The 14,649-nt window shown below is 39.4% G+C and carries 14 protein-coding genes; 5 read left to right on the plus strand and 9 right to left on the minus strand.

All coding sequences use genetic code 11. From position 1 onward, the window contains the following. Positions 1 to 24 precede the first annotated feature (24 nt). From ACE1CA_RS21060 to ACE1CA_RS21070, 3 genes are all read right to left on the minus strand, one after another. Positions 25 to 1,323, minus strand: coding sequence for a response regulator (locus ACE1CA_RS21060; RefSeq protein ID WP_413279136.1), 1,299 nt, complete (start codon positions 1,321 to 1,323; stop codon positions 25 to 27). Between the two features lie 431 nt (positions 1,324 to 1,754). Beyond that, entirely contained in the window at positions 1,755 to 3,245 is a 1,491-nt protein-coding gene (locus ACE1CA_RS21065; protein WP_486517469.1) for a UDP-N-acetylmuramoyl-L-alanyl-D-glutamate--2,6-diaminopimelate ligase, read from the minus strand. A 31-nt stretch (positions 3,246 to 3,276) separates the two neighbouring features. Beyond that, a complete protein-coding gene (locus tag ACE1CA_RS21070; RefSeq protein ID WP_413279254.1) occupies positions 3,277 to 3,552 on the minus strand; it encodes a glutaredoxin family protein in 276 nt (91 codons plus the stop codon). Positions 3,553 to 3,896: 344 nt separating this feature from the next. Here ACE1CA_RS21070 and cysH point away from each other — a divergent pair, with 344 nt between their 5' ends. Then, complete coding sequence (cysH, locus tag ACE1CA_RS21075) at positions 3,897 to 4,634, plus strand: phosphoadenosine phosphosulfate reductase (RefSeq protein WP_413279255.1); 738 nt, start codon at positions 3,897 to 3,899, stop codon at positions 4,632 to 4,634. A gap of 188 nt (positions 4,635 to 4,822) precedes the next feature. After that, complete coding sequence (gene sbcD / locus ACE1CA_RS21080; protein ID WP_413279256.1) at positions 4,823 to 6,097, plus strand: exonuclease subunit SbcD; 1,275 nt, start codon at positions 4,823 to 4,825, stop codon at positions 6,095 to 6,097. 49 nt (positions 6,098 to 6,146) lie between these two features. Here the strand turns inward: sbcD and ACE1CA_RS21085 are convergent, their stop codons facing one another. Both ACE1CA_RS21085 and ACE1CA_RS21090 read right to left on the minus strand, forming a co-directional pair. Next, positions 6,147 to 6,854: a Uma2 family endonuclease gene (locus ACE1CA_RS21085; protein ID WP_413279257.1), complete on the minus strand. Its 708-nt coding sequence runs from the start codon at positions 6,852 to 6,854 to the stop codon at positions 6,147 to 6,149. Between the two features lie 74 nt (positions 6,855 to 6,928). Continuing rightward, complete coding sequence (locus ACE1CA_RS21090; protein ID WP_413279258.1) at positions 6,929 to 7,351, minus strand: GNAT family N-acetyltransferase; 423 nt, start codon at positions 7,349 to 7,351, stop codon at positions 6,929 to 6,931. A gap of 41 nt (positions 7,352 to 7,392) precedes the next feature. Here ACE1CA_RS21090 and ACE1CA_RS21095 point away from each other — a divergent pair, with 41 nt between their 5' ends. After that, a complete protein-coding gene (locus ACE1CA_RS21095; protein WP_413279259.1) occupies positions 7,393 to 8,241 on the plus strand; it encodes a DNA adenine methylase in 849 nt (282 codons plus the stop codon). Between the two features lie 60 nt (positions 8,242 to 8,301). Here ACE1CA_RS21095 and ACE1CA_RS21100 read toward each other — a convergent pair whose 3' ends face one another. Genes ACE1CA_RS21100 through ACE1CA_RS21115 form a run of 4 tightly spaced genes read right to left on the minus strand, consistent with a single transcriptional unit; the run spans position 8,302 to position 11,943 of the window. Continuing rightward, a complete protein-coding gene (locus tag ACE1CA_RS21100) occupies positions 8,302 to 9,657 on the minus strand; it encodes an MATE family efflux transporter (RefSeq protein WP_413279260.1) in 1,356 nt (451 codons plus the stop codon). 36 nt (positions 9,658 to 9,693) lie between these two features. Then, entirely contained in the window at positions 9,694 to 10,521 is an 828-nt protein-coding gene (locus ACE1CA_RS21105) for a class I SAM-dependent methyltransferase (protein WP_413279261.1), read from the minus strand. Positions 10,522 to 10,576: 55 nt separating this feature from the next. Next, the gene (locus ACE1CA_RS21110) at positions 10,577 to 11,659 is read right to left on the minus strand and encodes a peptidoglycan-binding domain-containing protein (protein WP_413279262.1); all 1,083 of its coding nucleotides are present in this window, start codon (positions 11,657 to 11,659) and stop codon (positions 10,577 to 10,579) included. A 14-nt stretch (positions 11,660 to 11,673) separates the two neighbouring features. Next, positions 11,674 to 11,943, minus strand: coding sequence for a hypothetical protein (locus tag ACE1CA_RS21115; protein ID WP_413279263.1), 270 nt, complete (start codon positions 11,941 to 11,943; stop codon positions 11,674 to 11,676). A gap of 292 nt (positions 11,944 to 12,235) precedes the next feature. Between ACE1CA_RS21115 and thiM the strand changes: the two genes are divergently transcribed. Then, positions 12,236 to 13,048 (plus strand): hydroxyethylthiazole kinase, encoded by an 813-nt coding sequence (gene thiM / locus ACE1CA_RS21120; protein ID WP_413279264.1) that lies wholly within the window; start codon positions 12,236 to 12,238, stop codon positions 13,046 to 13,048. Between the two features lie 67 nt (positions 13,049 to 13,115). Next, complete coding sequence (gene gntK / locus ACE1CA_RS21125; RefSeq protein WP_413279265.1) at positions 13,116 to 14,645, plus strand: gluconokinase; 1,530 nt, start codon at positions 13,116 to 13,118, stop codon at positions 14,643 to 14,645. Positions 14,646 to 14,649: the final 4 nt, after the last annotated feature.

Consider the following 14,649-nt stretch of genomic DNA (forward strand, 5'->3'; position numbering starts at 1 on the left):
AGTAATAATTTGACTTAACCTAAATTAAGAAGGCTGATAACCAAAGGTTTGAGTTTGGCTTTCGTTTGGCGACAAAGATGTGGCTGTATTTAGATTTTTCTGCAATACAGCTAATACTTTTTGTTCTCCTACTGGTTTAGATAAAAAGTCGGAAGCACCTACTAGTTTGGCACGTACCCGATCGACTATTCCATCATTTCCCGTAACAATAATTACCGGAATATTCTTAAAGCTAGAAATCCGGCGAATTTGAGCACAAATTTCATAACCGTTAGCTACTGGCATCACTAAATCGAGAAAGATTAAATCTGGTTTACGTTCCAGTAAAATAGGTAAGGCTTGGATAGAATCTTTAATACTTACAAAACCGTAACCTGCTTTACTGACTAATCCTTCCATGATTTGACAATCGAGAACGCTGTCTTCAACGTAAGCTACCAATGGTCTGGTTAATGATGGATGTTGAGTTGTTGGTGCTGGTGGTGAACTTTTAGGCGGTGATGTGGGTTGAATTGCAGTTTGTCCGGGAAAATTCGGGGTTGTTACTGTTTCCACCCTAGCGGTTGGTGGTGGGGGTGCAACCATAGTTAAGTTTGGCTTGGGTAAATCGGGGATTTCTGTTAAGCTAACCACTTTTTTACGAATGTAAGGAATTAGCGATCGCGTTACCGTCAGTAAATCTTGTTTGATAAAAACAGACAAATCCCGCAGCGTCCGTTTCCCATCCACCACTTTGATCAAAGTTTCATAAACTTTTGGCGAAGCTAACTCTTTTAATTCCTCAGCTTGTTTAATTACGGGAGCTAAATTAGGAGAAATATTAGCTAACCCCGCTTTAGTCCAATTTTCCCACATCTGTTGCGCTTCACTGAGCGCTTTTTCGGGATTTATCAAAGTCAGAGAAGCATCTAATGGCTGTTGTTGGTCGATGTGAAAAGCTAAGGGTGCTTTCTCTTCTTGCTGAAGTATATCAAATAATACTTCTGAAACTGCACTTTTGATTACTGCTACCGCTTGCTCTCCGGTAATTTTCTGCCGTTTGACCAACACAATTAGCACTAAATATTCCCAATGTTGAGCTACGTCTCCTTCTCGCAGCCGAATATCATCGGAAGTTACCTGGCCCAGGTATTGTCTTAAATGCCTGTACCAGCGTCTATTTAGATGACATCCCCCTGATGCCCAAACTAACCGACCTAGACAAAAGTAAAGACTCCAAGTAGTTATCACCCCTTGGATATCTAGTCTGCCAGTGAATTGATTCTGTATCAAATTTGTCAGTTGGTCGCTTAGCTTGTTAGCAGCTAGATTGTTTGTAATCATTACTAGTTCCTTGAGAGCAATATTTAATATGTAGCTAATCAATAGCTTATTTCTTTTATATATTTTTTATGGCAAAATCCCAAACATAATTTATGATTCTTAATAACTTATTAACTCTTTTTAAGCTAATCCGCCTGCTATCAATAAATATACAGAAAACCTTGACAACTATTAAGTATAGGCTAACACAAACTACAGCAAAGCTTCACAGAACTATTAAATTATTTGCCTTAGAACAATGATATGATTCTGGATATAAATTCCAGCAATTAATAAACTTAAATAAATTTAACATTAAATTAGAGAAAAAGATAGCGATCGAGCAAAAAATTAAGAAAAAAAAGACATAATAGACAAAAATGTGGTCAAAATCAGTAATAATCGGGAATAAGTTCTCCTGTCTTGACCACATTCTTTATTTTACCGAAAAACTACTGATATAAGCGTTCTGCTAAAGCTGAACGTGCTTGTTCGCGATCGTCAAAGTGAATTTTTTCCGTACCTAAAATTTGATAATCTTCATGACCTTTACCAGCAATTAGTACTCCATCACCGGGTTGAGCTTCTAAAATTGCAGTGCGAATTGCTAAGGCGCGATCGCAAATAACTGCGGGATTTACTGAAGTAGGAATACCGACTAAAATATCTTGCAAAATCTTTTCGGGATCTTCAGTACGTGGATTATCGGATGTCACCACAATTTTGTCAGCTAATTGTGCCGCAATTCCACCCATTTTTGGACGCTTGGTACGATCGCGATCGCCACCACAACCAAAAACACAAATCATTTTTCCCGGAATAAACGGTCGAGAAGCCTTCAACAAATTCTCCAAACTATCAGGAGTATGAGCATAATCCACAATTACACTAATATCCTGATTTGGCGAAATTTGTACTCGTTCCATTCTGCCCGGAACGCCCGCAAACGAAGGTAAAAACTCAGTAATTTTCCCTAGTTCCAAACCCAAATGTAACGCCGCACCCACAGCAGCCAACATATTGGATAAATTGTATTGACCAACCAAAGGCAAAGAAAATTGGGCATCACCAACCGGAGTATGCAAAACACCTTTAACCCCATTTGGTTGATACTGCAAATTATCCGCCCACAAATCAGCAGTTTGGTCTTGAGTGCTGTAACTCCAAACTTTCTCCGAACTCAGCTGTCCGATCAACCGTTTTCCGTAAGGGTCATCAGCATTGATAATTGCCCGACCTTTGAGATAATCAGGACTGAACAACAGCGCCTTAGCTGCAAAATAATCTTCCATATCCTTGTGAAAGTCGAGGTGATCCTGAGTCAAATTAGTGAACACCGCTACTTCAAAAGGACAATTCATCACCCGACCTTGGGCCAAAGCATGGGAACTAACTTCCATCACTGCCATTTGAGAACCAGCGGCTACAGCTGAAGCCAACTGTTCCTGCAACTCCACAGCAAAAGGCGTGGTATGAATTGCAGTTTGTTCAAAACCTTGCCAACGGACGTAAAGAGTTCCCATCAAAGCCGTAGGAATTTCAGTTTCTCTCAACAGAAACTCAATTAAATGAGTCGTAGTAGTTTTGCCATTAGTACCCGTCACACCAACCAGTTTTAACTTTTGGGCGGGATAATCATAAAAAGCTGCGGCAACTTGGGCGCAAGCTTGATTCATATCAGTAGCGGGAATGATGCAAGCTGCTTCCGCTGCCTTTTTTTGCGCTGCTGTGGGGGAAACCAAGGCGGCTATTGCGCCAGATGCGATCGCACTCGGCCAAAAATCTCCCCCATCAACCCTAGTTCCCGGCATTCCAATAAACAAATCTCCCGGTTTGCAAGCATGGGAATTAGTCGCCAACCCAGTCACCTCCGCATCCAAAGCCGGATGGTTAGGCGACTGCACAATATTGGGAACGCTTGCCAAAATTTCTCTCAGCTTCATGTCAGGAGCTCCTCACAAAGGGTATTGGGCTTTATTCTGAATCATTATTAACCAAATATTTCTGTAACATTTGCTCCAATTGGAAAACTGACCAACGCGGCGAAGGACGTGGCAGTTGTTCCTCCAACTGAGAGTCATTACCTCGCACCCGACACAAAACCGGAATTTCATATTGAAACGCCGCAAACCAATCATCGCGAGAAGTAATATCCCGCACCTCTAACTCTATTCCGTCCACCTGTTCCAGTTTCTCTTGCAAACCTTCGCACAAGTGACAACCAGGCTTGCTGTACAGAATTAATCGCATTTGCTTTTAGCAATGAAACCACAGCTAAACTCCGATCTTGCGCCAAGGGAAGTTCCACCTCCCAGATCCTCGTGGTTCCTCGTTCCCAGGTTCAACCTGGGAACGAAGAATAGAGGCTCTGCCTCTTGGTGCAATATCCGAATAAACACAGCTAAACATAAATCAAAATTTTAAGAAATAGTAAAATTTCGTTACCTGCTCGTGTTACATTTCTTGAAGCCCCTAGCATTAATACCTATAAGATCCTTAGCTTAAAAAACTCCGATCTCCGATAGGATTATGTGGATTTATGGGGTAAACTATTTAGTATAGAACATTAGCAGTAGGAAAAGTCAAAGGTTATCATGGTTCACACTCCAGAAACACGGTTACAAATCGAAGTTGACAAGCTTGACCTAGACGAATTAAATCAACGTTTTGAAAACGCCCATCCGAGAGAGATTTTGGCTTGGTGCGTAGCGAATCTACCCACTGGTTTTGTACAAACTAGTGCTTTTAACGTTGACGACTTAGTAATTACCGATATTCTCTATCGGGAACTCAAGCCAGCAAAACCAGTACCCGTGATGTTTTTGGAAACCTTGCACCATTTCCCCCAAACCTTAGAACTCGTCAAAAAAGCTACCGAAATTTACAACTTAGATCTCCGCACTTATAAAATTCCCGATATTAACACCCGTGAAGAATTCGCCAAAGTTCACGGCGAAGCACTTTGGGATACAGATATTCAAAAATTCCACTATTTGACCAAAATCGAACCTTTACAACGCGGTTTGGCAGAATTAGAAACAGTAGCTTGGATTACTGGTCGTCGTCGTGACCAAGCACCAACTCGCGCCACTATGCCTATCTTTGAAAAAGATATCAAAAATCGGATCAAAGTCAATCCTTTAGCTAACTGGACACGCAAACTAAGCTGGGCTTATGCTTTCGAGCATAAAATGATCTACAATCCTTTGCACGACCAAGGTTATCCCAGCATTGGCGACGAACCTATTACTACACCAGTTGCAGATGGAGAAGACGAACGCGCAGGTCGTTGGCGTGGAACTGGTAAAACTGAGTGTGGAATTCATATTTAGTTTGGTAATGGGTAGTTGGTAGTTGGTAGTGGGAAAGAGCATAATACTCAGATCTTGCACTAGGGGAGGTAGAACCTCCCAGATCCTCGTTACCGGGTTGAACCTGGTAACGAAAAATGGAGGCTCTGCCTCTTGGTGCAAGATTTGAGTAATACTTACTACTGACAACCTTCTACCCAAAGCTAAAAATGATTAAAGTTCTGCACTTATCTGACATTCACATGGGAAGCGGGTTTTCTCATGGGAAACTTAATCCGGTGACGGGTTTGAATACGCGGTTAGAAGATTTTGTGAGTACTTTGGAAAAGTGTATCGATCGCGCAATTTCCGAACCCGTCGATCTAGTATTATTTGGTGGTGATGCTTTTCCTGATGCTACGCCACCACCTTATGTAAAAGAAGCGTTTGCTAGTCAGTTTCGCCGCTTAGTTGATGCGGAAATTCCAACGGTTTTGTTAGTAGGAAATCATGACCAACATTCCCAAGGACAGGGAGGCGCAAGTTTAGGAATTTATCGGACTTTGGGAGTTCCTGGGTTTATTGTTGGGGATGCGATTAAAACTCACCGTATTCAAACTGCTAATGGTGCGGTTCAAGTTGTTACTTTACCTTGGATTACGCGATCGACTTTATTAACTCGACCAGAAACAGAAGGGTTATGTTTAGCTGAAGTTAACGAGTTATTGATAAAAAAATTAGAACCTGCTTTAGAAGGGGAAATTAGACGTTTAGACCCTAATTTACCGACAATTATGTTAGCGCATTTAATGGCCGATCGCGCCAGTTTAGGTGCGGAAAGGTTATTAGCTGTTGGTAAAGGTTTCACGATTCCATTATCTTTTTTAACTCGTCCTTGTTTTGATTATGTCGCTTTAGGTCACATTCATAAACACCAGAATTTAAACAAATCTAATGACCCGCCTATAGTTTACCCTGGAAGTATTGAAAGGGTAGATTTTAGCGAAGAAAAGGAAGATAAAGGTTATGTGATGATTCAGTTGGAAAAGGGGAATACTGAGTGGGAATTTTGCCCTTTACCTGTGCGGTGTTTTTGTACGATCGAAGTAGATGTATCGAAGGCTGAAGATCCGCAAGAGGTTATAATCAAGGCGATCGCCAAAAAAGAAATTAAAGATGCGGTAGTTAGGTTGATTTACAAATTGCGATCGGAACAATTAGACTTAATTGATACAGCATCTTTACACCAAGCTTTAACTGAAGCTCATACTTACACAATTCAAGCAGAATTAGTTAGTCAATTGGCAAAACCTCGTTTACCAGAACTAACTTCTAGTGCTACAATGACTCCTTTAGAAGCACTGAAAACTTATTTGGATAATCGAGAAGATTTGCGAGATATTGCTACAGAAATGATGGAAGCAGCGCAAAGATTATTAGGAGAAAATGAGGAAGCTTGGGAAGTTTCCGCAATGGAAACAGATGGTCAATTGCGATTTTTGTAATAAGCAAAATACCCAACTTTTTCAAGAAGTCGGGTATCTGTTGACTCTGTTATAATTCTGGTTCAATACCAGCTGCACGTAGTTGTGCTGCAAGACGTTCGACTCGTTGGCGTTCTTGTTCGACGATTTCGTTACCCCAAAGGAGTAAGTTACCTTCTTCATTCCACCAACGCAACCAAAAGTTATTGCGGTTTTCTCGACTTCCTCGCCAAACTCCTAAAAACAGCTGCATTTCTGGTATCCAAAAACGATTTTGTTCGTTGGCAGATTGCAGTTCATATTGTTTTTTATCGTTGAGACGATAAAATTCTAGGTTTCCGGTTTGAATGTCGAAAATTGCATAATTAAGAACTTGCAAAATGCGTTCGTAAAAGAAGAATTTACCAGGGGGATAGGTTTGTTTAATTGAATATTCGCTACCTTCGGTATCTGACAAAAATTCCATTACTATTGCCGGAATTTCGCCTTGAAGTCGGGGGGTGTAACTCCGATTTATTTCCTCACGGGAAACGGTGATGTGAGGAATGTAAGCCCAGTCTGGTGCTTTGACGACAATTTTGCCGTTGACGGTGGCACAAATGCCGTAGTTGGTACAGGTAAGGGCGGTGTCTGGTAATCTTCCAGAAAGTTGCAAACTCTCTGTTAGCGCCGCTGCTAGGGCAGGTTGATTAATGTTGTCCACTGGATCGTCTGGCAAAATGTAATCATCTGGCAGTTTTTCCCAGGCAATTTGGTAATTTGGGATGGTAGTGAGCATAGTTTTTTGCTCAAAAGTGCGATCGAATATTTTCTACTTTATCTTAATTAGTAAAATGGTGCGTTACGTTATCACTAACGCACCCTACAAGAAAAATGATAACTGGTGATGCTCATCCGTTGGCGAAAATAGAATCTGTGAGCATCAATTCTTTGCACTCCTGAGTCAAGTTCTAAATGTTGGCAATCATGTTTTTTTGCATATTCTATTAGCCATTGAAACAATTTTTTTCCGTAAGATTGCGATCGCACTACTTCATCCACAACCAAATCATCAACATACAAAAACTTTCCCCAAGCTAAACATTCAGAAATCCGAAATCCTGCTACAGCTACGACTCGATTTTCTGTTTCAATAAATGCTAACTTGTAACCTGAATTCATTTGCTGGTGGATGCGATCGACAAACTCTTCTCGCTGAAGATGTGGACGCAATTGAAACATTGTAGAAAAACAATTCAGAATTTGCTCATCCGATTCTGCTAATTGAATTACCATAAAGTTATGCCTGTAGTTTAATTTCTCAAAATTCGCCAAATATGAATCAATCTATAAATTCCCCATTCCGTTATGCGGGAGGTAAATTCTATGCCCGTCATCTCATCTTAAAACATATTCCTCTTCACTCGTACTATGTAGAACCTTTCGCTGGTGGAAGTTCGATATTTTTTGCTAAATCAAAAGTAGAAAACAATTGGCTTAACGATATTGATGAAGCACTAATAAATACATATTTAATCATTCGCGATCGACCTGAAGAATTAATCGATTTTTTGGCAGGAGAAGAAGCGACAAAAGAAAGACACACCTACTATAAAAATGAGTTTATCCCGCAAAACAAATTGGAAGCAGCTGCAAGATGGTTTTATCTGAATCGTACATCATATTCCGGCATAATGAAATTACAAAACTGCTATTGGGGATATGGTGATAAGTATAGTATGCGTCCTGAAAATTGGCCGAGAAATATTCGCCGCACTTCGGAAAAACTCCAAAATGTGAAAATTACTTGTTGGGATTTTGAGGAAGTTATAAAAACTGTACCCGATGATGCTTTTTTGTTTATCGATCCTCCTTATTTTAATGCCGATCAAGATAAATTTTACACTCATTCTTTTTCTCGAACCGATCACTATAGGTTATGTGAAATACTGAAAGAACACAAGAATAGATTTAAGTTTCTCATCACTTATGATAATAGCCCGGAAGTGAGAGATTTGTATGAATGGGCGACAGAAATGCACGATCGAGAATGGAATTACACAATTAATAGAACCGACGATCAGAAAAAGGGTCAGAAAAAAGCACAGAATTTTAAGGGTGAACGTTATAAAGGTAAAGAGGTGTTTATTTTGAATTATGATTCGATCGTCTTAAGTTTGTTGTAAAGACTTTAGTCTTTTTATTTGACAAGAAAACGACTAAAGTCGTTACAACGAACTAATCTTTTACTTCACTTCTACAGCACTAAATCGCCAGGTTAAAACAATTGATGCTACTGCTAAACCAAGTGCTAAACCCCACCAAAGTCCTACGCCTCCCAAACCTAATTTAAAACCTAGTAAATAGCCGCTAGTTAACCCAATACACCAATAAGCGAAAATGCCAATTAACACGGGTATTTTTGTATCTTTTAATCCTCGCAAAGCGCCGACAGCAGTAACTTGGATTCCATCAGCTATTTGAAAGAATGCAGCTACTCTAAGCAGTGCTTTTGCTTGGGTGACAACGGCAGTATTTGCGGGATTATTAATATCAAGATAAAGGGAAACTATTCTTTCAGGAATTAGCCAAAATAAAATGCCCATAAATGCCATGAATATTCCCCCCAAGCTAATACCAATATACCCTGCCAAACGTGCATTTTTGAGATTTTTTTGCCCTAATTCTTGTCCGACACGAACAGTAGTAGCGAAGGAAATTCCTAAAGCAACAGTGAAGGTTGTAGCTGCTGTTTGTAAGGCGATTTGATGTGCTGCTAAGGTAACTGTTCCTAACATTCCCATGATAAATGTTGTCACAGTAAATAATCCTGCTTCTACACCAGTTAACATACCAATTGGTAATCCTATATGCAACAATTGACCGAATACTTTTCTGTCAAATTGGTGAAGATTGTGAAATACATGATATTTTTTCAGAGTTGCTTCGCTTTTTATGTAAATTATTAAAGCGATCGCCATACTCCAAAAAGATAGCGTACTTCCCCAACCAATTCCCGCTAATCCTAATGCTGGTAATCCTAATTTACCAAACATCAAAACATAGTTAGCAGCGATGTTTAAGAAAGTACCACAAATGACAATTACCATAATTGGACGAGGTTGAGAAACCCCAGAAACAAAGTTTCTCAGTACTGCAAAAATTATAGCTGGTAAAAAGCCATAAGCGATCGCTTGCAAATACTCTTCAGTTAATTCTAAAGTGCTGGCATCTTGTCCAAATAATAACAAAAGTGATTTCCCATGAAAAATGATTAAACTAAGGGGAATTCCCAAAATAATTGCTAACCACAAACCTTGGCGTACTACACATTCTACCATCTTGGTTTGATTCGCACCGTAAGCTTCTGCTACTAAAGGACTAACCGCAGCCACAATTGCTGAACTAACAAGTAGTAAGATGGTAAAAGAAACAGAACCTAAGCCGCCAGCAGCTATTATTTGACTTCCTAATAAGCCCATCATTACTGTATCAACAAAGGTAGTTAAACTCTGAGCTAATTGTGCTGCTGCTAAAGGAATTCCTAACCGTAGGTTTGCCCTAGTTTCTGAAATAATCGAGGATTTTTGGAGAGTATACATCGTGCATTTTGATTAACTACTCCTGCACACCAAATTTTATGCTAATAATTTTAGTCTTACCACCAATACAGGTGGAATTTCGCTAAAATTACTACCCCAAACAAGTAAATAGTCATTTGGGTAATTGGCTGGAAATGCAGGTTCCTCTAATCCATTTAACACAAATCCGACTCGAAAAGCTTCACCCAAAAGTAGATGAATTGGGCGATGAAAATAGAGATGGGGTTTTGGTTGATTGCGAAGTGCTAATCCGTAGGTAATAGTTGGCTGCAAATATTTTGATACTTTGATAGAATAGTCAGTTTTTATTTCACCATCGCTTTCTGTTTCTTCGGCAACCATACTAATATGAGGGTTGTTAAAACAAGGGTGCATGACAGAAAAAACAAAGCAACCTTGAGGTTTTAGTAATTTAGTTAGCGCCCGGAATAAAGGCGCAATTTCTGCCATATCCATTAACGCCATTGCAGATATAGCAGCATCAAAACTGTTTTCACCTAAGCTTAATAAAGCTGTTTCATCAGTAGCATCTATGACATGATAAGCGATCGCATCTTGCACTTGAGTTCGTTCAACAGCGCAAGCGATTAACTGTTCGGAAAAGTCAATTCCTACTACTTTTGCGCCCAAACTTGCTAATCTGCGGCTAAATATTCCATTTCCACAACCGATATCTAAAATGCGATCGCCTTCTTTGACTTCCAGCAATTTTTCTGTAGCCAGACGAACTAACAAGCGATGAAAATCATTACCATCATCCCCCATTTTGGCATCCCAAACTGAAGCATTGGTATTCCAAGAAACCTGAGTTTCCCGATTCCAATCTTTAGGGGAATCAGTATTTATAGGTTGTTCGTTGTTCATTGTATTAGTCTGGAAACTCCAGAAATTAAATCATCAATGCCAACTTTAACTCAATTTATTCCAACCAAGTATCTGCATGATAATTTTCTAATTCTAAGCCGGAATCAAGAGTAATTTCATCAGCGATATAAGCCATTCCAGAAATACTAACATTAGAAGGTACTTCGTAAGAAAGTCCACTATGAGCACCGCCTAAATATTGTTCCCCATCAAACTGAGCAAACCAATAATTTGATTCGCCTTGATGTTTAGAATGAATGACAATATCTTTCCATCCGTAACTCGTTTGTTCGGTGACAATAATCGGCGCAGCACCATATCCAAGGTGTGAAACTAAGCGATAACCTTTGCCTTCGGGTTGGAAAATTAGGATGGGATATTCCTTAGTATTACTAGCATTAGCATTGACTAAGTAAACAATTACTTCGTATTTTCCATCATTGTTTAAATCAACTCGATTGTAATAGTAGCGAGTTAAGTTGGTTTCAGAAGAAAGCGATCGCACGATCGCTCTTTCCAACGCTAAATCCCGACTATTTTCGGAAAGTACATACCAAATTTGACTTAAATCTATGCTTCTCACTACAGGTAGATGTTGATGCGCTACTGCTAGTAAAATTTTGCTCAGAGTATCCCAAGTTTCAAACCCAACAATTCCATCAACTGTAATCCCAATTCGCCGTTGAAAATGTCTCACCGCCCACTCAGTTACAGAAGTGAAAACGCCATCAATTGGACTATCATAAAGATAATCGCCAGTTTTTAACAAAGCTTTTTGTAACGCTTTGACAATTTCTCCCTTACTACCTCTTTTCAGCTTAGGCAAATGAATCGGAGATCCAGCATAAAGTGCTTGCCAAGTGTAGATATCTACCACCCCATTTACTGGTAAAAACATCACTTCTTGGAACTCTTCTACCAGCATTTTCATCGCTCGATCGAACTTGCCTTTATGTAATTTTGAATTGTGAAATTGACGTTCAGCTTGACGGTTTCCTAGTAGTGCTTTCCAACGTAGCAATAACTTTTGTAGTTCTACTACTTCAGAACCGCTAGAACCTAATTTCAGAGTCGGTTTGTATTGAAAAATATTGCCCAAAACTAAAACGTAACCTTGCTCAGAAGAGTCGGAAAACATAGTCAATCTCCTTTTCACCATGTATCTTCAGGACTTAATTGCCAGATTCTTTCCAAAAGTTGAACTCTTTGTCGCCACACAAAAGCACGATATTGTTGGTAAGCAGTCACCCCGATAAATAGAACAAGAGGGACAATTCCTACTGGAGGAATAGAAATTGTGTTTCCTTCAACTAAATTTAAAGAATTTGCTTGAGAGAAACCCACAACTTGTTGAGTCTGTAGATTAGTTGAGTTATTAAATTGAGGGAAAGCTTCAGAAAAATCAGAATATTTAGATTGCATAATTTATCTCCTCAACAGTCTAATATTTTTGTGTTTTTATTTTGTCTGGTGCATCAGTTAAGCTTTTTCATAATGCACCTTATTTGAGAGTTAAAATTTTTGTCTTAAACAACGATCGTTAAACTGATGTCCTAAATATTTGATTGAACAGTTAAACAAACAAATTCCTTTGTTATCTTGGCTGCTGAAACTGAACACCTGTAAATTTATATGTAAATCGGGAAAAAGTAGGGAAGAACTCTCACTAGGAGCCAGTTGTGGCAAAGTAAATATAAAACTACAGCAGTTAATTATGACTCCTTGTGTACACACTCTCTGGCAAGATTTAATTTCCATCCGGGAAACAACTCCTCTGATTCATAACATCACCAACTACGTAGTGATGAATAATACCGCTAATGCCCTATTAGCTTTAGGTGCTTCTCCGGTAATGGCACACGCCTTAAATGAAGTAGAAGAAATGGTGAACTTAGCAGCAGCTTTAGTCATCAACATTGGCACCTTAAATGATGATTGGATTGCCGCAATGGAAACAGCAATGTTATTTGCGAAACAACAGAAAAAACCGATAATATTCGATCCAGTGGGTGCAGGTGCCACAAACTATCGCACAGAAACTACAAGGAAATTATTAAATATAGCTACACCAACAGTAATTCGTGGTAATGCTAGTGAAATTGCTGCTATTTCTAATCAAAACATCACCACTAAAGGAGTAGACAGCACCCAAGATTCCCAAACAGTTGTGAGAGTTGCCCAAACTTTAGCAAACCTTTATCAATGCACGATCGTTATTAGTGGAGCAGTTGATTTTATTGTTAGTAAAGAGCGAATTTTTCAGATAAAAAATGGGCATCCACTGATGACAAAAGTTACCGGAATGGGTTGTACTGCTACTGCCTTAACTGGCGCTTTTCTGGCAGTTAATTCCGATGCTACTATTGCCGCTACTCATGCGATCGCAGTCATGGGAATTGCCGGAGAAATAGCTGCCGAAAAATCTGCTGGTCCCGGTACTTTGCAACTCAACTTTTTAGATGCTTTATATAACTTAAAAGCAGAAGATATCGCCAATCGGTTAAAATTAACTCAATTTAATTATTAATTACCCTTTAAACAAATTACAAAACACCTTCTCTTTCCTCTGTGTCTCTGTGGTTCAAAAAAACTCTATGCCTCATGTAATTGCTGTTGATATTGGCACGACAAGCACTAAATCAGTTTTATTCACCGAAACTGGAGAAATGGTGCAAAGAGCGGCTATTGATTATCCTTTACTAACACCAATTCCCGAAGCAGCAGAACAAGAACCAGAAGCAATATTTTCCGCAGTAATTACTACAGTGCAACAAGTTGTTGAAGCTAGTAAAATTAATCCTGCTGAGATTTTATGCCTGTCTTTTAGTTCAGCGATGCACAGTTTAATTGCTGTAGATAGTCAAGGTAAATTATTAACTAAAAGTATTACTTGGGCAGATAATCGCAGTGCTAAATGGGCGGAAATAGTGCAAAAAGAGAAAGGGGGGAAGGAAATTTATCTCCGCACGGGAACTCCCATTCATCCGATGTCGCCTTTGATTAAAATTATTTGGTTGCGAGAAGAACACCCAGAAATTTTTGCGAATACGGCTAAGTTTATTTCGATTAAAGAGTATATTTTCTATCAATTGTTTGGCGAGTATGTGGTCGATCGCTCTATTGCTTCGACAACAGGTTTACTGAATTTAAAAGAGTTAAATTGGGATCGAGAAGCACTGGAACTCGCCAACATTACAGAAAGTAATTTATCACGATTAGTACCAACAACATATATTTTTCAATCTTTGCGGGAAGAATACGCTTTAGTAATGGGAATTCCGTCACATATTCCTACAGTAATTGGTGCTGCTGATGGGGTACTTTCTAATTTGGGAGTAGGCGCGATCGCACCGGGAATAGTTGCCGTAACTGTGGGTACAAGTGGCGCAATTCGAGTTGTGGTAAATCAACCAACTTGCGACCCTCAACAGCGATTGTTTTGCTATGCTTTAACTGATAATTATTGGGTAATTGGTGGCGCAGTTAATAACGGTGGGATTATTTTACGCTGGATACGCGATCGCTTAGCAGACGCGGAAGTATTAACTGCAAAAACGCTCAAACAAGACCCTTATGATATGTTAACTGCGATCGCGCAAACCGTACCAGCGGGAGCCGAAGGATTAATATTTCATCCTTATTTAACCGGAGAGCGATCGCCAATTTGGGATGCTAATGCTAGGGGTAGTTTTTTTGGACTTTCCCTGCGTCACACCAAAGCACATTTAGTGCGTGCCATGTTAGAAGGAGTTGTCTATAACTTATACTTAGTTTTACAAGCTTTAGAAGATTTTGCTGGGGAAATTAACAGCATTCGCGCCTCTGGTGGTTTTGCTAACTCTTGTTTATGGAGACAAATATTAGCCGATGTTTTTAATCAACCAGTCAGCGTTCCTGAAGTCTATGAAAGTTCTAGTTTTGGTGCTGCAATTTTGGGACTTTATGCCTTGAAAAAAATTACCAATTTAGAGCAAGTTTCCCAAGAAATTAGTTTAACTTACCATCATCAACCGATCGAGCAAAACGTAGCCATTTACCAAAAAATTATCCCCCTCTATTCCCGAATTTTAGAGAAATTTAAAGAAGAATATGCCGAAATTTCTCAATTACAAAAGGAAAATTAAATCG

Source organism: Floridaenema evergladense BLCC-F167, assembly GCF_041929205.2.
Taxonomy (GTDB): domain Bacteria; phylum Cyanobacteriota; class Cyanobacteriia; order Cyanobacteriales; family Aerosakkonemataceae; genus Floridanema; species Floridanema evergladense.